24 protein-coding genes and 4 tRNA genes are annotated in these 21,271 nt (G+C 63.8%); 17 read left to right on the forward strand and 11 right to left on the reverse strand.

Annotation, left to right across the window (positions count from 1 at the left end):
- Window positions 1-41 precede the first annotated feature (41 nt).
- Window positions 42-893: a bifunctional methylenetetrahydrofolate dehydrogenase/methenyltetrahydrofolate cyclohydrolase FolD gene (gene folD, locus QU481_RS02655; protein ID WP_289828336.1), complete on the reverse strand. Its 852-nt coding sequence runs from the start codon at window positions 891-893 to the stop codon at window positions 42-44.
- Between the two features lie 132 nt (window positions 894-1,025).
- Between folD and QU481_RS02660 the strand changes: the two genes are divergently transcribed.
- From QU481_RS02660 to QU481_RS02675, 4 genes are all read left to right on the forward strand, one after another.
- Window positions 1,026-1,102 (forward strand) — tRNA-Pro (locus tag QU481_RS02660).
- A 28-nt stretch (window positions 1,103-1,130) separates the two neighbouring features.
- Window positions 1,131-1,207 (forward strand) — tRNA-Arg (locus QU481_RS02665).
- A 9-nt stretch (window positions 1,208-1,216) separates the two neighbouring features.
- A tRNA-His gene (locus tag QU481_RS02670) sits at window positions 1,217-1,291 on the forward strand.
- Between the two features lie 45 nt (window positions 1,292-1,336).
- A tRNA-His gene (locus QU481_RS02675) sits at window positions 1,337-1,412 on the forward strand.
- 1 nt (window position 1,413) lies between these two features.
- On the opposite strand, the gene QU481_RS02680 is transcribed toward QU481_RS02675, so the two are convergent.
- The gene (locus tag QU481_RS02680) at window positions 1,414-1,620 is read right to left on the reverse strand and encodes a hypothetical protein (RefSeq protein ID WP_289828337.1); all 207 of its coding nucleotides are present in this window, start codon (window positions 1,618-1,620) and stop codon (window positions 1,414-1,416) included.
- A 420-nt stretch (window positions 1,621-2,040) separates the two neighbouring features.
- Between QU481_RS02680 and QU481_RS02685 the strand changes: the two genes are divergently transcribed.
- Complete coding sequence (locus QU481_RS02685) at window positions 2,041-2,712, forward strand: GntR family transcriptional regulator (RefSeq protein WP_289828338.1); 672 nt, start codon at window positions 2,041-2,043, stop codon at window positions 2,710-2,712.
- 290 nt (window positions 2,713-3,002) lie between these two features.
- On the opposite strand, the gene QU481_RS02690 is transcribed toward QU481_RS02685, so the two are convergent.
- The gene (locus tag QU481_RS02690) at window positions 3,003-3,899 is read right to left on the reverse strand and encodes a LysR family transcriptional regulator (protein ID WP_289828339.1); all 897 of its coding nucleotides are present in this window, start codon (window positions 3,897-3,899) and stop codon (window positions 3,003-3,005) included.
- Window positions 3,900-4,057: 158 nt separating this feature from the next.
- On the opposite strand from QU481_RS02690, the gene QU481_RS02695 reads away from it, so the two are divergent.
- From QU481_RS02695 to QU481_RS02720, 6 genes are all read left to right on the forward strand, one after another.
- Window positions 4,058-4,270: a hypothetical protein gene (locus tag QU481_RS02695; RefSeq protein WP_289828340.1), complete on the forward strand. Its 213-nt coding sequence runs from the start codon at window positions 4,058-4,060 to the stop codon at window positions 4,268-4,270.
- 214 nt (window positions 4,271-4,484) lie between these two features.
- Window positions 4,485-4,841: a DoxX family protein gene (locus tag QU481_RS02700; RefSeq protein WP_289828341.1), complete on the forward strand. Its 357-nt coding sequence runs from the start codon at window positions 4,485-4,487 to the stop codon at window positions 4,839-4,841.
- A gap of 39 nt (window positions 4,842-4,880) precedes the next feature.
- A complete protein-coding gene (locus QU481_RS02705) occupies window positions 4,881-5,738 on the forward strand; it encodes a pirin family protein (RefSeq protein WP_289828342.1) in 858 nt (285 codons plus the stop codon).
- A gap of 152 nt (window positions 5,739-5,890) precedes the next feature.
- On the forward strand, window positions 5,891-6,757 hold the full coding sequence (locus tag QU481_RS02710; RefSeq protein WP_289828343.1) for a pirin family protein: 867 nt from the start codon (window positions 5,891-5,893) through the stop codon (window positions 6,755-6,757).
- A gap of 147 nt (window positions 6,758-6,904) precedes the next feature.
- Window positions 6,905-7,189: a GNAT family N-acetyltransferase gene (locus QU481_RS02715; RefSeq protein WP_289828344.1), complete on the forward strand. Its 285-nt coding sequence runs from the start codon at window positions 6,905-6,907 to the stop codon at window positions 7,187-7,189.
- Between the two features lie 36 nt (window positions 7,190-7,225).
- Window positions 7,226-7,516, forward strand: a complete 291-nt coding sequence (locus tag QU481_RS02720; RefSeq protein ID WP_289828345.1) for a GNAT family N-acetyltransferase — start codon at window positions 7,226-7,228, stop codon at window positions 7,514-7,516.
- 96 nt (window positions 7,517-7,612) lie between these two features.
- On the opposite strand, the gene hslO is transcribed toward QU481_RS02720, so the two are convergent.
- Both hslO and QU481_RS02730 read right to left on the reverse strand, forming a co-directional pair.
- Window positions 7,613-8,500, reverse strand: a complete 888-nt coding sequence (gene hslO, locus QU481_RS02725; RefSeq protein WP_289828346.1) for an Hsp33 family molecular chaperone HslO — start codon at window positions 8,498-8,500, stop codon at window positions 7,613-7,615.
- Window positions 8,497-9,081, reverse strand: coding sequence for an Ntn hydrolase family protein (locus QU481_RS02730; RefSeq protein WP_289828347.1), 585 nt, complete (start codon window positions 9,079-9,081; stop codon window positions 8,497-8,499). The genes hslO and QU481_RS02730 overlap by 4 nt, the downstream gene beginning before the upstream one ends.
- Before the next feature lie 74 nt (window positions 9,082-9,155).
- Between QU481_RS02730 and QU481_RS02735 the strand changes: the two genes are divergently transcribed.
- From QU481_RS02735 to QU481_RS02745, 3 genes are all read left to right on the forward strand, one after another.
- On the forward strand, window positions 9,156-9,953 hold the full coding sequence (locus QU481_RS02735; RefSeq protein WP_289828348.1) for a class II glutamine amidotransferase: 798 nt from the start codon (window positions 9,156-9,158) through the stop codon (window positions 9,951-9,953).
- Between the two features lie 399 nt (window positions 9,954-10,352).
- Window positions 10,353-11,711, forward strand: a complete 1,359-nt coding sequence (locus QU481_RS02740) for an aspartate aminotransferase family protein (protein WP_289828349.1) — start codon at window positions 10,353-10,355, stop codon at window positions 11,709-11,711.
- 403 nt (window positions 11,712-12,114) lie between these two features.
- On the forward strand, window positions 12,115-12,726 hold the full coding sequence (locus tag QU481_RS02745) for a 3'-5' exonuclease (RefSeq protein ID WP_289828350.1): 612 nt from the start codon (window positions 12,115-12,117) through the stop codon (window positions 12,724-12,726).
- Between the two features lie 78 nt (window positions 12,727-12,804).
- Here the strand turns inward: QU481_RS02745 and QU481_RS02750 are convergent, their stop codons facing one another.
- The 6 genes from QU481_RS02750 to radC form a co-directional block, all read right to left on the reverse strand.
- Window positions 12,805-12,948 carry a hypothetical protein gene (locus tag QU481_RS02750; protein ID WP_289828351.1) on the reverse strand — a complete coding sequence of 48 codons (144 nt, stop codon included), beginning with the start codon at window positions 12,946-12,948 and terminating at the stop codon, window positions 12,805-12,807.
- Window positions 12,949-14,445 carry a sugar ABC transporter ATP-binding protein gene (locus QU481_RS02755; protein WP_289828352.1) on the reverse strand — a complete coding sequence of 499 codons (1,497 nt, stop codon included), beginning with the start codon at window positions 14,443-14,445 and terminating at the stop codon, window positions 12,949-12,951. It lies immediately after the preceding gene.
- Window positions 14,445-14,801 (reverse strand): D-ribose pyranase, encoded by a 357-nt coding sequence (rbsD, locus tag QU481_RS02760; RefSeq protein WP_346432415.1) that lies wholly within the window; start codon window positions 14,799-14,801, stop codon window positions 14,445-14,447. The genes QU481_RS02755 and rbsD overlap by 1 nt, the downstream gene beginning before the upstream one ends.
- Window positions 14,802-14,835: 34 nt before the next feature.
- On the reverse strand, window positions 14,836-15,732 hold the full coding sequence (gene rbsK / locus QU481_RS02765; RefSeq protein ID WP_289828353.1) for a ribokinase: 897 nt from the start codon (window positions 15,730-15,732) through the stop codon (window positions 14,836-14,838).
- Between the two features lie 324 nt (window positions 15,733-16,056).
- Window positions 16,057-16,308 carry a hypothetical protein gene (locus QU481_RS02770; RefSeq protein ID WP_289828354.1) on the reverse strand — a complete coding sequence of 84 codons (252 nt, stop codon included), beginning with the start codon at window positions 16,306-16,308 and terminating at the stop codon, window positions 16,057-16,059.
- A 211-nt stretch (window positions 16,309-16,519) separates the two neighbouring features.
- Window positions 16,520-17,194: a RadC family protein gene (gene radC / locus QU481_RS02775; protein ID WP_289828355.1), complete on the reverse strand. Its 675-nt coding sequence runs from the start codon at window positions 17,192-17,194 to the stop codon at window positions 16,520-16,522.
- Window positions 17,195-17,396: 202 nt separating this feature from the next.
- Here radC and coaBC point away from each other — a divergent pair, with 202 nt between their 5' ends.
- The 3 genes from coaBC to QU481_RS02790 all read left to right on the forward strand — a co-directional run bounded on the left by coaBC (window position 17,397) and on the right by QU481_RS02790 (window position 21,225).
- Window positions 17,397-18,584: a bifunctional phosphopantothenoylcysteine decarboxylase/phosphopantothenate--cysteine ligase CoaBC gene (gene coaBC, locus QU481_RS02780; protein ID WP_289828357.1), complete on the forward strand. Its 1,188-nt coding sequence runs from the start codon at window positions 17,397-17,399 to the stop codon at window positions 18,582-18,584.
- 182 nt (window positions 18,585-18,766) lie between these two features.
- On the forward strand, window positions 18,767-19,219 hold the full coding sequence (dut, locus tag QU481_RS02785) for a dUTP diphosphatase (protein WP_289828359.1): 453 nt from the start codon (window positions 18,767-18,769) through the stop codon (window positions 19,217-19,219).
- 374 nt (window positions 19,220-19,593) lie between these two features.
- Complete coding sequence (locus tag QU481_RS02790) at window positions 19,594-21,225, forward strand: APC family permease (RefSeq protein ID WP_289828361.1); 1,632 nt, start codon at window positions 19,594-19,596, stop codon at window positions 21,223-21,225.
- The last annotated feature ends 46 nt before the right edge of the window (window positions 21,226-21,271 follow it).

The following is a 21,271-nucleotide window of genomic DNA, read 5'->3' on the forward strand; positions in this document are numbered from 1 at the left end:
GCTGCCGTACCGATTTCTCGGTCAGCACGGCAGCCCCGCGCTCAATCGCGCAGGTTGGCCGAATCCAGCGTGTTTTCCAGCAGCGTAGCTACCGTCATCGGGCCTACCCCGCCCGGCACCGGCGTGATATAGCCGGCACGCTCGGCCGCCGCCGAGAACTCCACGTCGCCGCACAGCGAGCCGTCATCGAGGCGGTTGATGCCCACGTCGATCACTACCGCACCCGGCTTCACCCAGGCGCCCGGGATGAAGTTCGGCTTGCCCACGCCTACCACCAGGATGTCGGCCGAGCCAACCTCTTCCTGCAGGTTCTGGGTAGCACTGTGGCAGATGGTCACCGTGGCGCGTGCCATCAGGAGCTCCAGCGCCTGTGGACGACCCACGATGTTCGACGCGCCGACCACCACCGCCTTCTTGCCCTTAGGATCGATGCCATAGGCCTCCAGCAGCGTCATCACGCCGCGCGGGGTGCACGGGCGCAGCAGCGGCTGTTTGATCGCCAGACGGCCGACGTTGTACGGATGGAAGCCATCCACGTCCTTCTTTGGGTCGATGCGCTCGATCACGCCTTGCGCGTCGATGTGCGAGGGCAGCGGCAGTTGCACCAGGATGCCGTCGACCGTCGGATCGGCGTTCAGCTCGTCGATGCGGGCCAGCAGATCGGCTTCGCTGGTGGAGGACGGCAGCTCGTAGGACAGCGAGCGGATCTCGGCCTTCTCGCAGGCCAGTTTCTTGTTACGGACGTAGACGGCGCTCGCCGGATTATCCCCCACCAGAATCACCGCCAGCGTCGGAACCCGACGCCCGCTGTTCAGCCGGTGATGCACGCCTTCGCGCACGCGTTCGATACGAGCAGCTGCTACTGCCTTGCCATCAATGCGTTGTGCCGCCATTGCTGATATTTCCCTAAGATGCAGGCTTCCGGAAAGGAAGCCGTAAAAAAACTAATTTTCGCATTTTTTGCCCTTCATCCTCAATGGGTGTTGACAGCCGGTTCGTGGCCCCTTATAGTTGCGGCCTCTTGTCGGGGTGTAGCGCAGTCTGGTAGCGCATCTGCTTTGGGAGCAGAGGGTCGTGAGTTCGAATCCCACCGCCCCGACCACAGAATTTGAAGTTGTCTCGATGGGCACGTGCCCGTAGCTCAACCGGATAGAGCACCGGCCTTCTAAGCCGGGGGTTACAGGTTCGAGTCCTGTCGGGTGCGCCAGTTTCGGTGGTGGATGTAGCTCAGTGGTAGAGTCCTGGATTGTGATTCCAGTTGTCGTGGGTTCGAACCCCATCATCCACCCCACCAGTATTACTCGTCGCGTAACCGCGTCGATACACCGTTTCAGCGGTGGATGTAGCTCAGTTGGTAGAGTCCCGGATTGTGATTCCGGTTGTCGTGGGTTCGAGTCCCATCATCCACCCCAGTTAAAGAAAAAGCCCTTGCTCAGCAAGGGCTTTTTCCATTTCTGCGCGAATATCATCCTCTCCCCCTGCGGCCCTCTGGCCGGAAATAACGATGCTGGCTGCCCACGATAGCGCTCGACGCGAGCCGCAGCCGATCAACCATGGTGATGGCTCTGGCAGCTCGCCCATATCGACGCCGAAGCAGCCCACACGAACAGCACCTTGCATGATGCCGGTTTCTCCACCCAAACGGACCCACCAGCCAGGACAGGATGGCACAACTCCCGCCACACCCTACCTAAACCTTATCGCAAGCTGGAGCGACATAGACGCATTCTGGTAAAGTCTTGTCGCAAAGATGTAAACAAGGCAAACATAAGGCGGGCAGCCTCAAGCAGCGAAACTCATGGCTTTACAACGCCATCAGACAATCCGATATCCAGGCGATCGTATACAGTCCAGCAACCCAACCGGCGACAATGTTCGATGCGCAAACAATTCGTGCAAAACCGCCCTTAAGCGCAATTCAGCTACACCGAAGTGACTATTTAATCTAAAGAAATCCAAGATTGACACTTGTCTGACAAGCAACAGTTCGTATAGGATCGAATACATTAGCATGTATCCGATAGCCAGAGACTGCCCACCATGACAACTACATTGCAGCCTATCAAGCGGCAAACACTCACCAGTGCGGTGACCGAGTCGCTGCGTCAACGCATCCTGTCCGGCGAGTTCGCCGACGGTCAGCAACTGCGTCAGGAAGCCCTGTCCAATGAATACGGCGTCAGCCGCGTGCCGGTGCGCGAGGCGCTGCGCCAGCTCGAAGCCGAAGGACTGATCCAGATCATCGATCACAAGGGTGCGGTGGTGTCGAAGCTGTCGCTTAGCGACGTGCTGGAACTGCTAGAAATCCGTGCCATGCTGGAGAGCTCCCTGCTGGAAGCGGCGATCCCACAGCAGACCAAGGCCGACCTCGACGCCGCAGCGGCGACCTTGGCCGAGTTCGAAACCGCGCTGAAGACCGACGACATCCGCCACTGGGGCGAGCTGAACTCGCGCTTCCACCTGGCGCTGTACCGTGCTGCCGCCCGTCCCAACACGCTGGCGCTGATTGAGCAGCTGCATAACAAGACCGACCGCTACACGCGGATGCAGATCCTGTTCACCCACACCAAGGAACGGGCGCACGCCGAACATACCCAGATGCTGGAAATGTGCCGCCAGGGCAAGGTGAAGGAAGCGGCCGAGTTCATCCGCTTCCATATCCTGTCGGCCGGCAAGGCACTGGAAGTATACCTGCTGGGGCAGCAGCGATGATGCGCTCAGCTCGCTCCTGTTGATCGGCCGTCCGGCAGTAGGCCGGGCGGCCTTTTCACTGACAGAAGCTGTTCCCCCGCGCTTTCTGCAGCGTCGGCTGGTCCCCTGAGGACTCGCCCTGCCAACGACTCATGCAGAGGCCGAACAGGATGTAGAGTCGCTAACAAACTCCAGCGTAGCGGCCTTGGCTAGGCGTGCTGCCGCAGACAGTACAAGTAGTACGGCGGCAAGACAGCACAACAACGCCAGGGGGTTTTAGCTTCGCAGAAACTTCGTTTTGTTAGTGACTCTTACTCCGCTGCCACTACCGAGCGCAGGCAGTTCGCCAGCGCCTTCACCGCCGGCCCCGTATGCTCCGGATCGGCATACACTAGCGACAAATCCCCCTTGCGCGACTGGCCGCATTTGAGCGGCAACTGCACCAATCGCCCTTTAGCCAAGCCTTCCGCAGCCCTGTCGATCGGCAGCCAGGCGAAGCCCAACCCCGCCTCCACCACCTCGATCATGGTCTGCGGGTTGCCGAACGTCCAGCGCCGCTCGGCGCCAAGCCAGCCGTCGTTGCGCGGATGGCGCTCTCCGGAGTCGCGCAGCACGACCTGGTTGTGCATCACCAGATCCGACAGGCTCAGCTCCCGCTCCAACTGGAACAGCGGATGACCCGGCGCGGCCACCGCCACCAGTTCCACGTCCATCAGCCAGTCGCCGATGAAGCCTTGCGGCACCCGCCGCACCACCGCCAGTTCGACCTTGCCGGCATACAGCGCCTCGTCGGCGCCGGACATCACCACCTCGTGCACCTGCACCCGGGTCTGCGTGCAGGTGCCGGCGAATTCGCTCAATGTTTTCAGCAGCAGTCGGGTCGGAAACAGCGCGTCGACCGCCAGTGTCACCTCCGGCTCCCAGCCCTGGTCGAGCGCCCGCGCCCGCCCTTCCAGCCGTAGTGCGGCGTCGATTAGTGGCCGCGCGTCGCGCAACAGTGCATCGCCCACCGCCGTCAGCTTCATGCGCCGCCCTTCGGGCTCGAGCAGCGTCACGCCGAGCGACTCCTGCAGCCGCGCCACCGCATAGCTGACCGACGACTGGCTGCGATGCAGCACTTCGGCCGCCTGGGCATAGCCGCCGTACTCGACGATGGCCATCAACACCCGCCACTGCTCCAGCGAGGTACGGGGAAACAATTCATTCATATCTAAAAACCCGATAACTTTGACCAGAAATTTGCGCTTTTTTCATCACATTTCCAGGGTGTACAGTCCACTCCATCGTAGTGCGATACATAAAGACCGACCCCAATCGGCCAACCTACGCGCTGCGGCAAACCGCAAACTGACTGAAGGAAATCATGATGAAAACCGCTACCCTGATTGCTGCTTCCCTGTTGACCCTCGCCACCGGCTTCGCCTACGCCGACCACGGCGAAGAGCGCATCCAGGCGCTGAATGGCCGCCAACTGCAAACGCAAGTTCAACTGCAAAAAACCGATGCCGAGCGCCAGGCTGCCAACAATTACGCCGCCAAGGCGATCGCTGCCAACCCCGACAACTACCGCAACCACTAAGCTGCTCGACGTACCATCGACTCGACCGCAACGGGCTGCCCCATGGGCAGCCCGTTTTGTTTGTTCACCCCCGCAAACGGCCCCCTAAATATATTCAATTATCAGATTGTTTACTGGCATTTTTTGCGCTTTTTTATCGATAAATCTGTACCAATAATAGTTCTACAGCCGGACGCCCTGTTGGCCACCGGATGGATCGACACGGAGCCCTACTATGGACAGACTGATCACCATCGTTTCCCGCATTCTGATGGCCCAGATATTCGTCATCTCAGGCTTTGGCAAGCTCGGCGCGGGTTATGCTGCAACCCAGGGTTACATGGCGCACATGGGCGTGCCGGGCTTTCTGCTGCCTCTCGTCATCCTGCTGGAACTCGGCGGTGGCCTCGCACTGGCGATCGGCTTCCAGACCCGATGGATCGCATTGCTGCTGGCGGGCTTTTCGATCCTGACGGCCTTGATCTTTCACACGAACCTCGCCGACCACGCCCAGATGATCAATCTGATGAAGAACTTCGCGATGGCGGGCGGCCTGCTGCTGTTGGTACGCCAGGCCGAAACGCAACGCTGAACCCAGACACGACGGCCCCCGGGCCAGAAAGGACCCACTATGAACCCCACTGACTTCAAGAGCCGCGAAGTGGAGCGCCTGGTAACCGGCACGCCGGTATCGGACGGCGCCGGAGTCAGGCTGTCGCGGGTGCTGACCGCCGACCTGCAACATCGCCTCGACCCGTTCCTGATGCTCGACGAATTCCGCTCGGATGACCCAAACGACTATTTGGCTGGCTTTCCGGATCACCCTCACCGCGGCTTCGAGACCGTCACCTATATGCTCGACGGCCGCATGCGCCACCGGGACAACGCCGGCAACGAAGGGCTGCTAACCGCCGGCGGCGTACAATGGATGACCGCCGGTCGCGGCATCATCCATTCCGAGCTGCCGGAGCAGGAAGACGGACTGATGCATGGCTTCCAGCTGTGGGTCAACCTGCCGTCGCATAACAAAATGGCCGAACCGGGCTATCGTGATATTCCGGACGCCGAGATTCCGCGCTACACCAGCGCCGCCGGCAACGAGATCAAGCTGATCGCCGGCCAGAGCGACGGGCACGTCGGTGCGGTAGAGCGCCCCGATACCGAACCGCTGTATCTGGATCTGACGCTGCCGGCCGACGGTCACGAGACGCTGACCATTCCGGCCGGCCATAACGCCTTCGTCTACGTCTACCAGGGCGAGGCGCTGGTGGGCGGTCGTGGCCAGCGGGTACGCCAGCAACAGATGGCGGTGCTGGCCAACCAGCCCGATGCCGACGGTGTGACGTTACAGAGCACCGACGGCGCGCGGCTGCTGCTGGTTGCCGGCCGGCCGCTGAGAGAACCGATCGCGCAGTGGGGGCCGTTCGTGATGAACAGCCGTAACGAGGTCGAACAAGCGATCGATGACTTCCGCAACGGCCGTTTCTGACAGCCGGCCCGCAAGACCGCTGCCGGGAAGAATCGGGGGCCGCCCCCTTGATACAGGCCGGCTGCAGCATGGCGACACCAGCCCGCTACACTGTGAGTGAACCAATTCGACATTGCTCAACGGCCTTGCCGCCGATAGAAAGGGAATGAACCATGACCGCGATCCGCCTGCTGATCGAGCCCAAGGTCCACGACATCGGCTTCCCGGTGCGCCGGCTGCTGCCGGTACTCGAGACGCGCAGCATCGGCCCGTTCGTGTTCTTCGACCACATGGGGCCGGCCGACTTCGAGCCGAATACGACCGAGGGCGATGTACGTCCGCATCCACACATCGGCCTGGCCACCGTGACCTATCTGTTCTCCGGTGCGCTGGTGCACCGCGACAGTCTCGGGACGGTGCAGCGCATCGAACCGGGCGCAATCAATCTGATGACGGCCGGACGCGGCATCGTCCATTCGGAGCGGATCCCACCCGATATCCGCGCCAACGAAACGGTCGTGCAAGGCATCCAGACCTGGATAGCGCTGCCGGTGGTGTATGAGAACGTCGAACCGGACTTCCAGCACTATACGGCCGAGCAGCTGCCGGGTTATCAGGAGGACGGCGTGCAGCTACGCGTGCTGATCGGCCGGATGGGCGGGCTGACCTCACCGGTGCACACCTACTCGCCGACGCTGTACGCCACCGCCATCCTCGACGATGACGCGACGCTGGAACTCGACGCCGACTACCAGGAACAGGGACTGTACGTGGTCAGCGGTGCGGTATCGGTGAACGGTGAACCGATCAAGGCCGGCCAGCTTGCCCAGTTTGAACCCGGCCAGGCGCTGACACTGACCGCACAGGCCAACTCGCGGGTGATGCTGCTGGGCGGCGCGCCGCTCGACGGACGACGCCACATGTACTGGAACTTCGTCGCCAGCAGCCGCGAACGCATCGAGGAAGCGAAGGCCGATTGGGCGGCCGGCCGCTTCGCCCCGGTGCCGGGCGAGAGCGAGTTCATCCCGCTGCCCGGCTGATCGCCGCCCGCTCAGGCCAGGTGCGGCCTCCCTGTCGCGGAGATGCAGCACGTCAGCGGACGTCAAACCCGCTCCGCTGGCGCGCACGGTTGAGTTCCGCACCGGAACGTGCGACAAGGGAGGGACCCGCCCTGTAAGGAGACATGCATGACCGCACTGACGATCATCCATCAAACGGAGCTGCACCGCTTCGTGGTGCAGGACCAGCAGCAGATCGTCGCCGTGATGACCTATTCGCCGACCGGTGATGGCCAGCTGATCATCGACCACACCGAGGTCGATCCGGCCTACGGTGGCCAGGGGCTCGGTCACCGTCTGGTCGAAGCCGCCGTCGATTTCGCCCGGGCCAGCGGCCGCAAGATCCAGCCTCTCTGCCCGTTCGTCGCCAGCGTGCTCAAGCAGAAAGGTGAAGCCTGCGCCGATGTCTTCTGAACCCGCCGTTCCCCTTCGACTCCTCCAGGAAACCGCATGAGCGACCTCGCCGCCACCCATCAGCCCGAGCAGCACCGCTTCGTGATCCTCGATGCGGGCAAGCTTGCCGCCGAGATGAGCTATTCGCCGCTGGGCGACGACCGCATGATCATCGACCACACCGACGTCGACCCCGCCTATGCTGGCCAGGGGCTGGGCTACCAGCTGGTCGAGGCCGCCGTCGTCCACGCCCGCGAGCGGCAGATGAAGATCCTGCCGCTGTGCCCGTTCGCCGCCAGCGTGTTCAAGAAAAAGGGCGCGGCCTACGCCGACGTGCTGTTCGGCTGACCCCTCCCCGCCCCTGCCCGCCGGGCACAAAAAAACCGCCACGGGCTTGCCGTGGCGGTTTTTTTCGGGCGGCCGTTCGACCAAGCTTGGCCCGGCTTAGTGGCGCGCCTGGCGTACCGCTTCGGTCACGTCGTAGTCGAACAGTTCGCGCACGTCGTCCTCGTCGAACACATACTGCTGGTTGCAGAAGTCGCAGCCGATCTCGACGCTGCCCTGCTCCAGCACGATGTCGCCGACCTCTTCGCCGCCAAGCATCTTCAGCATGTCGCCGACCCGCTCGCGCGAGCAGCTGCACAGGAAGCTCACCGGCTCGGCGTCGAACACCCGCACCTGCTCCTCATGGTAGAGGCGGGTCAGCAGCACATCGGCGTCGAGGCCGAGCAGCTCCTCGCGGGTCAGCGTATCGGCCAGCGTCTGCACGCGCGGCCAGCCGTCGGCATCGCCGTGACCATCCGGCAGGCGCTGCAGCAGCAGGCCGGCGGCGGTCTCGCCGTCGGCTGCCAGCATCATCCAGGTGTCGAGCTGCTCGGAGCGCTGCATGTAGTGGGACAACATCTCGGCGATGCTGCCGCCCTCGAGCGCCACGATGCCCTGCCACGGATCGTTGCCGTTCTTCGGGTCGAGCGTGATGACAAACATGCCGCCCTCGCCGACCAGGTCGCGCAGGCCCACGTCGGCGACCTCGCCCTCCCACTTGGCGGTGGCACGCACGGTGCGGTCGGCGTTGCACTCGACCACCAGCACCTTCAGCGCACCCTTGCCCTGCAGTTGCAGCACCAGCGTGCCGTCGAACTTCAGGTTGGCGGCCAACAGTTGACCGGCGGCGAGCAGCTCGCCCAAGGCGTTACGGATGGGCGCCGGGTAATCACGGCGGCTCAGCACTTCCTGCCAGGCCGCATCGAGGCGCACCAGCGCGCCGCGCACCGGCGAGCCATCGAACAGGAAGCGTTGCAGGGTATCGGGGTGTTGGATCTTGTCAGTCATGATTTGGATTCCTCGCTAAGCGTCAGGGCGTAGGATGTCATCGGCAGGCTGGAGCTGACGTCGAACTCGCAGCCGGCCTTCACCCCCAGCTCGGCGAGCTCGAGTGCCGACAAGTCGCTGTCGTAGGCGGCAAACAGCGCGCCCATCGCGAACTTGCGGCCGGAGCCGATCGCCCAAAACCGGGAAAACTCGTACACCTCGCGCATCGGGTAGACGCCGAAAATGCCGTGTGGGTTGGCCATCACCACCATCATCTGGCTAGACTCGTAGGGATCGTCCTCTTCCTCTTCGGGACGCAGGTAGTAGGCGTCCTTCAGCTTGGGATGCAGCTTGCGGAAGGTGTCGAAGATGCCCTGGCGGGTCGCGAAGTCGCTCTTCTTCAGGCCTTTCAGCGCGGTCTGCAGCACCAGGTCGTGGGCGGCCGAGCCGGAGATCGCCAGGTGGCTCTGGCCGACCTGGAAGATCTTGTTGTGGAAGCGGTCATAGCCGGCCAACAGTTTGTGGTCGTCGCCGAACGTGGTCTGGCTGTCGGCGGCGATCGCCACTTCGTTGCCCTTGCGGACCACCACAATGGTCGTCATGCGCGTCACCCGATTGAGACAAAGACGTTAAGATAGGGACTAGCCTTCGAATTACAAGTTTTGGAGCCGCTCCGATGTGCCAGCTTTTGGGCATGAACTGCAATACCCCGACCGACATCCTGTTCTCGTTCGAGGGCTTCCACCGCCGCGGCGGTCTGACCGACCACCACGCCGACGGCTGGGGCATCGCCTTCTTCGAGGGCCACGGTGTGCGTATGTTCAACGACGACCGACCGTCGGTCGACTCGCCGGTGGCCGAGCTGGTGCGCCGCTACCCGATCAAGTCGGAAAACGTCATCGCCCACATCCGCAAGGCGACGCAGGGCACGGTGAACCTGGCCAACGCCCACCCCTTCATCCGCGAAATGTGGGGGTGCTACTGGGTATTCGCCCACAACGGCAACCTGATCGACTACGCCCCGGCCAAGGGCCAGTACTACCGGCCGGTCGGCGACACCGACTCCGAGGCGGCATTCTGCCAGCTGCTCGAGACGCTGCGCCAGGAGTTCGACGAGCAGCCGGACGAGGACACCCTGTTCGAACGCATCAACGCCATCGCCACCGAGATCCGCGCTTTCGGTGTGTTCAACTTCATGTTAAGCAACGGCGAGGCGCTGTACGTGCATTGCTCGACGCAGCTGCACTACATTGTGCGCCAGGCACCGTTCACCAATGCCCACCTGGTCGACGACGACATCAGCGTGGACTTTTCCACTGTCACCACGCCGAAGGACCGCGTGGCGGTCATCGCCACCCAGCCGTTGACCGACAACGAGCACTGGACGCCGCTGGCCGCCAACCAGCTGGTGCTGTTCCGCGACGGCGCGCCGCAACGGATGTCCAACAACCCGGAATTCCGGTTAACATATTAAACAGCCACTGAGAGCCTGTTTACGATCTTGCGAACGAAGGGTCAGACAAGGCGAAATGAGGCGAAAAAGCGGAATGTACATGGAGTACATGAGCATTTTGAGCCTCATTTCAACGCAGGATCACCCGAGTACAGCAGATCGTAAACAGGTTCTGACGGCAACCGGCGCCCCTGCCAATCTGAGCAAGGGGCGCCGCCTCCGAAGGAGTCGCCGATGTCGAACCGCTGTTTAATAATCCAAACGCCGCCGCTCGCTGGCGGTGCTCCTTGCCTGCCGCCTCCCGCCTACTGCGCGGCTCCGCTTCCAGAACGTCCGCGCTGATCGCTCCCTGCCCGCCACATCCTTGCGCGGCGCCATGCCGGCGTCGCCCGCGCCACCTGCATTGAGCGATACCACACCATGTCCGAGCACCGTATCGACCGTGAGCGCCTTGCCGCGCTCGCTCGCCGCGAAGCCGAGCGCTTCACCACCACCCACCCCAAGTCGGCCGAGTTGGCCAGCCAGGCCCGCCCACATCTGCTCTCCGGCGTGCCGATGCACTGGATGAGCGACTGGGGCACGCCATTCTCCCTGTTCGTCAGCAGCGCGGCCGGCAACCGCCTCGTCGACGTCGACGGCCATGAATACCTCGACTTCTGCCTGGGCGACACCGGCGCGATGTTCGGCCACAGCCCGGCGCCGGTGGCCGCGGCCATCGCCCAGCACGCCACTGGCGGCTACACCACCATGCTGCCCTCGCCCGACGCCGCACGGGTCGGCGCGCTGCTCGCCGAACGCTTTGGCCTGCCGGTGTGGCAGGTGTGCACCAGCGCCACCGACGCCAACCGCTTCGTGATCCGCTGGGCACGCGCGCTGACCGACCGTGACAAGATCCTGGTGTTCGACGGCTGCTACCACGGCACCGCCGACGACACGCTGGTGCGGCTGCACGGCGGGGACACCGTGCCGCGCCCGGGCCTGGTCGGTCAGGTGAACGACCTGGCTGCGCATACCGTAGTCGCCGAATTCAACGACCTTGCCGGCGTCGAGGCACTGCTTGCGCGAGGCGATGTCGCCGCGGTGCTGACCGAGCCGGCGCTGACCAATATCGGCATGGTGCTGCCCGAGCCGGGCTTCATCGAGGGGCTGCGCGCGTTGACCGAGCGCTACGACACGCTACTGATCCTCGACGAGACGCACACGATCAGCGCGGGCTGGGGCGGCTGGAGCGGCGAACTCAGGGTCGTGCCCGACCTGTTGACGCTGGGCAAGCCGGTGGCCGGCGGGCTGCCGGCGGCGGTGTTCGGCATGAGCCGCGCGGTCGCCGAACGCGCCGAGGCGTTTCTCGCGCAGAAGGAGGCCGGCCACTCCGGCATGGGCACCACGCTGTCGGCCAACCTGTTTACGCTGGCTGCGATGCGCGCCAACCTGGAGTCAGTGATGACCCCGAACGCATACGCGACGATGCAGGATACCGCCGCCTACCTTGCCGAACGGCTCACTGCACTGTTCGACCAACATCGGCTGCCATGGTGCGTGACGCAGATCGGTGCGCGCTGCGAATTCCAATTCTGCGCCGAGCGCCCGCGCACCGGTCGAGAGGCTGAGGCGGCGATGGACCACGAGCTCGAAGCGGCGCTGCACCTTTATCTGCTCAACCGTGGCGTGCTGATCACCCCGTTCCACAACATGACACTGTGTGCACCGGACACGCGCCGCAGCGACGTCGACCGACTGGTCGACGCGCTCGGAGAGGCGCTCGTCGAACTGGCCGATTAGGCGTTACCGGCAACGCGATGTTTCTGCAAAGCTAGGCCAGGCATAGCCATTCCGCCCTGCGATATTCACCGCTTGAGCGGAGCGGTCCGCAAGGGAAACGCTACCCAAGTCTTGCCGCAACGGGCGGCGTCGAGCGGCCGCCCTGTTGTGGCAGCAAATGGCCCGCCAACCACGCCTTACCACTTCTTCCACGGCGGCGTAAGCTGAATCATCGCTTGTGCCCGCCGGTCCCTTCCCCCTCTTGGACCCCGGCACACGCTAGCAGTCATTTCGTCGGCCGGTTATGCGATCAGGCTAATGCACTGCATATTTTCAATACAATATCTATCAAAAATTGCTCTATCTGTGGTAAAACAATTTAAAAAGCCTAGTGCGCCATCACCATCGTTTTAGGAGCCTTCTGATGTGGCACTCACTACAAAAAAGGTTGGCCGAACGGCGGCTGACCGACCCGCGTTACCACTTCCTGTTTGACGAGCAGCCAGACGAACTGGTCTGCCTCGACTGCGAAACCTCCAGCCTGAAGGTCCGCGACGCCGAACTGCTGTCGATTGCCGCGGTGCGGATTCACGGTAACGAGCTCCTCACCAGCGAGTCGTTTCACGTACGGGTGAAGCCGACCCGTGAGCCCGAGGGCGCCAATGACGAGACGCAAAGCACCTCCACACGTGGCATCGATGCGGCGCTCGAGCCGGTCGAGGCGGTGAAACAACTGCTCGACTTCATCGGCGGCCGCGCGCTGGTCGGCTACTATCTGGAATTCGACGTCGCGGTGCTCAATCGCATCGTCAAGCCGCTGATCGGCGTCAACCTGCCCAACCGCCAGATTGAGGTATCCGGCCGCTACTACGACTACAAGCTGCAACATAACCCAGGCAGCACCATCGACCTGCGGCTGAAGACGCTGCTGTCCGACCTGCAGCTCCCGGCCACACTGCCCCAGCACGACGCGCTGAACGATGCGGTGACGGCAGGGATGATTTATCTGGCTCTGAAGGAACGCGGCTTCGGCTAGGCAAGCAGATTCGGTCAACCTTGCTGCAACAAAAAGCGCGCCCCAAGGGCGCGCTTTTGCATGTGAGCCGAACGGCGCTTATTGCTTCACCAGCTCCAGCGGCACCGGGATCGACTTCTCGACCTTCTGGCCGTCGATCAGCTTCTTGGCGGTGTCGACGCCCATCTTTCCGATCAGCGGCCCGAGTTTCTGGATCAATTTCTGGGTCTGTTTGACCGCCACTTACTGTCCCCCTGTTGCCAAGTGCATGACCGCTTCCTGCGTGGCAGTGGCGGTCGCCAATTCGCCGGCAACCCGACCCTCGTGCATCACCACGATGCGGTCGGAGATGCCGAGCACTTCCGGCAGTTCTGATGAAATGACCAGCACCGCCACACCGTCGGCGGCGAGCTGGTTGATGATGTGATAGATCTCGGCCTTGCCGCCGATGTCGACGCCGCGGGTCGGCTCGTCGAGGATCAGCACGCGCGGCTTCAGTGCCAGCCACTTCGCGAGCACCACCTTCTGCTGGTTGCCGCCGGACAGCGACTTCACTTCCAGCTCGGCGTCGCGGGTGCGGATCTTCAGCTGCTCGATGAAACGCGCGACCAGATGCTTCTCGGCCTTGCCGGCCACCACCCCGCTTCGGCCAACGGTGGGCACCGCCGGCAGCGTGATGTTCTCGCGCACCGACAACTCCAGCACCAGCCCCTGGCTCTTGCGGTCCTCGGTGACGAAGCCGAGGCCTGCCTCGATCGCCTCGATCGGACTCTTCGCCGCGAACGGTGCGCCGTCCAGCCACACTTGGCCTGCGGTGCGACGGTTCAAGCCGAACAGCGTGCGCGCGACCTCGGTGCGGCCGGCCCCCATCAGCCCGGCGATCGCCACCACTTCGCCGGCGTGCACGTCGAGGCTGATGCCGTCGATGCGGCTGTCGTCGCACAGCTGTTCCACCTTCAGCCGCACCTCGCCGACGCCGTTGCTGCGCTTCGGGAAGCGCTCGCCGATCTGGCGGCCCACCATCATGTGCACGATGGTGTCGAGGTCGGTGGTGGCGATGGTCTCGGTGCCGACGAACTCGCCGTCGCGCAGCACCGAGATGCGGTCGCACAGCGCGAAGATCTCCTCCATGCGGTGCGACACGTAGACGATGCCGACGCCAGCTTCGCGCAGCGAGCGGATCACCGCGAACAGCGCATCGATCTCGCGCTCGGTCAGCGCGGCAGTCGGCTCGTCCATGATCAGCACGCGCGCGTCGAGGCTCAGTGCCCGGGCGATCTCGACCATCTGCTGCTGGCCGATCGACAGGCTCGCCACCTCGGTGTCCGGGTCGATGGTGCAACCGAGCCGGCCCAGGTATTCGCCGGCGAGTCGACGCATCGCGGCGCGGTCGAGCACGCCAAAACGGGTCAGCTCGCGGCCGAGAAACAGGTTTTCGGCGACGGTCAGCTCGGGGATCAGGTTGAGTTCCTGGTGGATGATCGCGATGCCGAGCCCCTCGGCCTGCTTGGGGTTCCTCATCGTCACCGGCCGACCATCGACGCGGATCTCGCCGGCATCGGCGCGGTACAGGCCGGTGAGGATCTTCATCAAAGTCGACTTGCCAGCGCCGTTCTCGCCCATCAGCGCGTGCACTTCGCCCGCCACCAGCTCGAACGACACGCCGCGCAGCACCGACACCGGGCCGAACGACTTGGCGATGCCGGTCATCTGGACCAGCGGATTCTGCTGCGCCGCCATCAGAAGACCACGCCCGAGTAGAGGATCACGTTGGCGTACGGCGTGGCCTCGCCGGTGCGGATCACCGCGCGGGCGTTGCGGGTCAGCGCCTTGAACTGCTCGTGGCTGACCAGCCTCACCGCGATGCCGGCCTGCTGCATGTCGCCCGCGCAGGCGCTGACCTTGGCGTTATGGCTGTGGATCTCGTCGGCCAGCACCGCGCTCTCCACCTGCATGTCTTGCAGCACCACCTTGAGCACATCGAAGAACGAGGGAATGCCGGGCGTCAGCGCCAGATCGATGCGCTCGACGCCGTCCGAGATCGGCAGACCGCAGTCGGCGATGACGACGCTGTCGCCGTGGCCGAGCTCGGCCACGGCGACAGCTGGGCGTTCAGGGTTCCGTGTTTCTTCATGCGGTCTGCTCTGCGAGGAAGGCGGCGAGTTCATCAGCCGTCGGCATGCCGCCTTGGGCGCCGAAACGGGTCACCGATAGGGCGGCGGCCGCGGCGGCGGCACGCATCGCCGGCTTCAGCCCCAGTTGCAGATGCGCCGCCAGCGCGGCGTTGTAGGTGTCGCCAGCGCCGGTGGTATCGACCACGTCGACCTTGAAGCCCGGCTGGTGATAGACGGCGCCCTGGGTATCCACGTGATAGGCGCCGTGCTCGCCACGGGTCATCACCACCTTGCCCGGCAGCTGTGCCAACAGGTCCGGGAACGGCGTACCCGGCTGGTTCAGCGCCAGTGCCAGCTCGTGCTCGTTCGGGGTCAACAGCGTGACGCGCGCCAGCAGCTCGGCCGGCAGCTGCGCCGCCGGGGCCGGGTTGAGGATCAGCGGCACGCCGTGCTTTTCGGCCAGGATGGCGACGGTCCTGACGGTGGCGAGCGGCACCTCCAGCTGGGTCAGCACCACGTCGGCCGACGCGATATCGGCTTCGGCGGCCTCGACGTCGGCCGGGGTGAGTGCGTGGTTCGCGCCCGGAATGACAATGATGGAGTTCTCGCCACCGGCCACGGTGATCAGCGCCACACCGGTGGCCGTGCCTTCAACCGTCTTCACATGGCGCGTCACCACGCCCTCGCGATCGAGGCCGTCGACCAGCTCACGGCCGAACGCGTCGTCACCGACCGCGCCGACCATCACCACCTGCGCACCGAGCCGGCTCGCCGCCACCGCCTGGTTGGCGCCCTTGCCGCCCGGGCAGGTGACGAAACGTTCGCCGCTCAGCGTCTCGCCCGGTTCCGGAAAACGGCTGGCCTGGGCGACCAGATCCATATTGATGCTACCAACTACCACTACCTTGGGCATGGTCCCTCCTGCAGAACCGCCCGCCCCCCGCAAATGCGACGCCGTGACAGCGAGTGATGCTTGTCACGGCGATGGCTGCGGGGCGCCAAAGGCGATCCCTGCCGAATGGCTACGCATTCGGCACAATATTAGAATGCTCTAAAATAAGACTCTATTGTCCAAGAATCATCACGTCGACTCAATGCCTGTGCGGGTCGGAAAGACTAACTGCTTGATCAGAAAGGAATCGATCTATAGCCGAATGACTACATTCGACAAAATACAGCCCAAGCCGGCCATCGGCCGGTTTGGGCCTTGCAGAACTGCGCACTGGCGCAAGCACGATCAGTGCAGGCCGGCACGGGACAGGAAGCGCAGATAACCGACGCCTTCCAGCCAGAAGCCGCCGTCGGCCAGCGGGGTCGCCTCTTCGAGCTCGCCGACCGTCAGCACCAGATCCTGACCTTCGACCCTTGCCTGCAATGCCACGTCGTCGTCGTCGGCGAAATCGGTGTCATCGAAGCGAAAGTCGAGGCTGACAAACTGGTTGTTCACCTGTATGTAGTCCGCCTGATTCAGCAAATGCAGAATATCCATGGCACGACCCTCCTCCGCAACAACGACGGTGGCAAGACACGGCAACGGCGCCGTGATAGTGAGCCTCTGACAAAACCTCCTTGGCCTGTACCGCTGCGTTGTCGCAATCGCTGCGACCGCACGCCAGACCAAGACTGAGAGTCACGGGACTTTGTCAGCCGCTCTTGGAGCCTACCCACGCCCTTTTAGATTAGAAATCGGGAACAGGCTCTTACAACCAGCCACGCTCGGCGAACGACTCGGCGTGCCCGGCGGTCACGATGAAGTGATCCAGTAACCGGATATCAACCAATTCAAGCGCCGCCTTCAGCGTGGCGGTCAATGCACGGTCGGCTGCCGAAGCCTCCGGACAGCCGCCTGGGTGGTTGTGTGCCACGATCATCGCCGCAGCGTTGTGCAACAAGGCGCGTCGCACTATCTCGCGGGGATAGACCCGGGTTTCACTGACCGACCCCTGTGCTACTTCTTCGACAGCGATGATGCGATTTTGTGCCGTAAGAAACAGCACCATAAATACCTCGACCTCGCGCCGCCCTATCGTCCAACGCAGGTAGTCGCGCACGGCCTCAGGGCTCGACAGGGCATCGGGCGCCTGCAGTTCTTCGGCCAACACCCGCCGCGCCAGCTCCTTCACTGCCATGAACTGCGCATACTTGGCAGGCCCCAGCCCGCGCCGCGCCGAAAAGTCCTGTACGCTGGCCGAAAACAAGGCACCTAATGAGCCGAAATCGGCGACCAGCTCGCGTGCCATGTCCACCGCCGACAGGCCGGGCAGTCCGGTACGCAGGAAAATGGCCAGCAGCTCGGCGTCGGACAACGCCACCGCGCCACGGGCCAACAGTTTTTCACGTGGCCGTTCGTCTTGCGGCCACTCTGCAATCGACATCTCGTCCCCCTTAGACTTGCTATAGCACCGCGCACCACCCCGCCGCCATGACAAAATCGTAAACATTTGTAAATTCAGCCGTTATAGACTACGGAATCGATTCGTTCCAGAGTACGGCTGGTCGCTTCGGCTGACCTCGGCGGCCCGAATCCGCTACACTTTACCCCGTTCTCACACAGCCCCTCGTGGCAGGAAGGCCCGCATGACCTCGCGTCGGATTCTCCTTGGCGTCACCGGCGGCATCGCCGCATACAAGTCGGCCGAACTGGTCCGGCTCCTGAAGAAGGCCGGTCACGAAGTCGAGGTGGTGATGAGCGAGTCGGCCGAGCGTTTCGTCACGCCGGTCACCTTCCAGGCGCTGTCGGGCAACGCGGTGTTCACCAGCGTATGGGACCCGCGCACCGACAACGCGATGGGCCACATCGAGCTGTCGCGCCGTGCAGACGTGTTCCTGATCGCACCGGCCACCGCCGACATGCTGTTCAAGATCGCCCATGGCGCCTGCGACGACCTGATCTCGACGCTGGCCGCAGCGCGCACCTGCCCGCTGGTGGTCGCGCCGGCGATGAACAAGCAGATGTGGCAGAACCCGGCCAACCAGCGCAACGTGGCGCAGCTGATCGCCGACGGCGTGCAGGTGTTCGGCCCGGCCGCCGGCGAGCAGGCCTGCGGCGAGGTCGGCGACGGTCGCATGCTGGAGCCGGAGGACATCGTGGACCTGCTCGACGGCGTGTTCACCGAGAAGCGCCTGGCCGGCCAGACGGTGCTGATGACCGCCGGCCCCACCTTCGAACCGATCGACCCGGTGCGTGGCATCACCAACATCAGCTCGGGCAAGATGGGCTACGCGCTGGCGCGCGCCTGCCGCGACGCCGGTGCCGACGTGGTGCTGGTATCCGGCCCGACCGCATTGCCGCCGCCGGTCGGCGTGCGCACCATCCCAGTCACCACCGCCCTGGAAATGCACGAGGCGGTGCTGGCCGAAGTGGGCCGCTGTTCGGTATTCATCGGTGTGGCGGCGGTGGCCGACTACCGCGTGGTGAACCGCGCCGAGCACAAGATCAAGAAGGAGGGCCACGAGGCGCCGGTGATCGAGCTGGTCGAGAACCCCGACATCCTCGCCTTCGTCGCCAACCTGCCGAACGCGCCGTTCTGCGTCGGCTTCGCCGCCGAGAGCCAGAACCTGCTCGAGTTCGCCGACGCCAAGCGCCGCCGCAAGAAGGTACCGCTGTTGGTCGCCAACCTTGCACAGCAGGCGATGGGCAGCGACGTCAACGACGTGGTGCTGCTCGACGATGCCGGCACCTATCCACTGCCTGCCGCCGACAAGCGCGAGGTGGCGCACGCGATCGTGCGGCATCTGGCCGCCCGCCTCGCCGCACGCCGCTGAGCGCCGCAGGCCTGCCCTCCCGGCGTTGCTGCGCAGTACAACTTAATACGGCCTACGACAGCGCGACAGGCGGGACCGCTTCGCCGGACTTGACCAGCGACGCTTGAAACCGACCCCATTAATGGTTCGGCCAACCTTTCAAGGTTGGCCGAACTGTGTTTTTAGCAAGGAATATACAAGCCATGAAACCGACCGTAGACGTCAAGATCCTCGACCACCGCCTGAAGGACAACCTGCCCGAGTACGCCACCCCGGGCTCGGCCGGCCTCGACCTACGTGCCGCCGTCGATGCCGAACTGGTGATCGAGCCGGGACAGACCACACTGGTGCCGACCGGCATCGCCATCCACATCGAGGACCCGGCACTGGCAGCGATGATCCTGCCACGCTCTGGCCTGGGCCACAAACACGGCATCGTATTGGGCAACCTGGTCGGGCTGATCGATTCAGACTACCAGGGCCAGCTGTTCGTGTCGGTATGGAACCGCGGCGACAAGCCGTTCGTGTTGCCGCCGCTCGAGCGCATCGCGCAGATGATCATCGTGCCGGTGGTGCAGGTCGACTTCAACGTGGTCGAGGAGTTCGGTGAGAGCGAGCGCGGTGCCGGCGGCTTCGGCAGCACCGGCACCAAGTAACAGTCTCCTTGGCATTGCCAGCGGCCCTGCACACCTGACCAAGGCCACTTCGTTGGGTCTTGTTAGCAACACCTAGCCCCACGTCACACCCAGATGCCCCGCCCCTCCGGCGGGGCGTTGTCGTTTCCAATCTCACCAATAGTCACGCGGGCGACCATTTCACCAAAAGAATCTTTAATTTATTTACATATAAGCATTTACAAATTGTTACAAGGCCTCCCCCCCGCTTTCCACTAGAGTAACGCCTCAAATTTCTTAAAACACCGCAAAAAACGCTGAATTTATCCATCATATCAGCAACTTAGCGGGCACACTGGCTCAAACAACGATCGGGACACAATCCCGACCGCGGTAGGAGACCAGAGGAGAGGACCATGAACCATCACACACACCGCAGCATCGGCGCCTGGCCGCTGATGATGACCGGACTCGGCTCGATCATCGGATCGGGCTGGCTGTTCGGCGCCTGGAAGGCCGCGATGATCGCCGGGCCGGCCGCCATCTTCGCCTGGGTCATCGGCATGCTGGTGATTCTGGCCATCGCACTGAGTTATGTCGAACTGGGCGTGATGTTCCCGGAATCGGGCGGCATGGTGCGCTATGCTCGCTACTCGCACGGCTCGCTGGTCGGTTTCATCGCCGCCTGGGCCAACTGGATCGCCATCGTCTCGGTGATCCCGGTCGAAGCCGAGGCGTCGATCCAGTACATGAGCTCCTGGCCGTGGGCCTGGGCACAGGCACTGTGCGCGCATGACGAGCTGACCCCCCCGGGCCTCGCTCTCGCAGCAGTCCTGGTGATCGTGTACTTCCTGCTCAACTACTGGGGCGTGAAGCTGTTTGCCAAGGCCAACTCGCTGATCACCCTGTTCAAACTGGCCATCCCGGCGCTGACCGCCGTCGCACTGATCACCAGCGGCTTCCACACCGGCAACTTCCACGCGGCCGAACACGGTGGCTTCGCGCCGTTCGGCTGGTCGGCAGTGCTGACCGCAGTCGCCACCAGCGGTATCGTGTTCAGCTTCAACGGCTTCCAGAGCCCGATCAACCTGGCAGGCGAAGTGCGCAATCCGGCACGCAGCATCCCGTTCGCGGTGGTGTTCTCCATCCTGCTCTCCGCGGTGATCTATGTGCTGCTGCAGGTCGCCTTCGTCGGCAGCCTGTCGCCCGAGGCGCTGGCGAAGGGCTGGAGCCACCTCAACTTCAGCTCGCCGTTCGCGCAGCTGGCGCTGGCGTTGAACCTGAACTGGCTGTGCCTGGTGCTGTACCTCGACGCCTTCGTCAGCCCGAGCGGCACCGGCTCCACCTACATGGCCACCACCGCGCGGATGATCTACGCGATGGAGAAAAACGGCACCATGCCGGCCTGCTTCGGCCGCCTGCACCCACTCTACAACGTGCCGCGCCCGGCCATGTGGTTCAACCTGCTGATCTCCTTCGTGTTCCTGTTCTTCTTCCGCGGCTGGGGCTCGCTGGCTGCGGTGATCTCGGTCGCGACGGTGATCTCCTACCTGACCGGGCCGGTCAGCACCATGGCGCTGCGCCGCGCTGCGCCGGAGCTGCCGCGTCCGCTGCGCGTGCCGGGCATCGGCGCAATCTCGGCCTTCGCCTTCGTGTGCGCCTCGCTGGTGCTGTATTGGGCGCGCTGGCCCTTAACCGGTCAGATCATCATCCTGATGGCCTTCGCCCTGCCGATCTACGCCTACTACCAGGCCAAGGCCGGTTGGCCGAACTTCGCGCGCGACTGGCGTGCCACCCGCTGGTTGGTGGTCTATCTGCTGGCGATGGCCGCCGTGTCCTACTTCGGCAGCCGCGAGTTCGGCGGCACCGGCGCGATCCCGTTCGGCTGGGACATGGGCCTGGTCGCGCTGCTGGCGCTGGGCTTCTTCCGCTGGGGCGTCGCCAGTGGCTGGCGCACCGAATTCCTCGCCGAGGCGCATCCGCTGCCCGAAGAGGAAACTGCTCCGGCCACCGAGCCGGCACCGCGCCTGGCTGGCCAGCGCGCCTGAGCCCTCCCCATCCCCTGCAACGCCCGTCCTCGCGACGGGCGTTTTT

This window comes from Crenobacter oryzisoli (assembly GCF_030385785.1).
GTDB classification, from domain to species: Bacteria; Pseudomonadota; Gammaproteobacteria; order Burkholderiales; family Chromobacteriaceae; genus Crenobacter_A; species Crenobacter_A oryzisoli.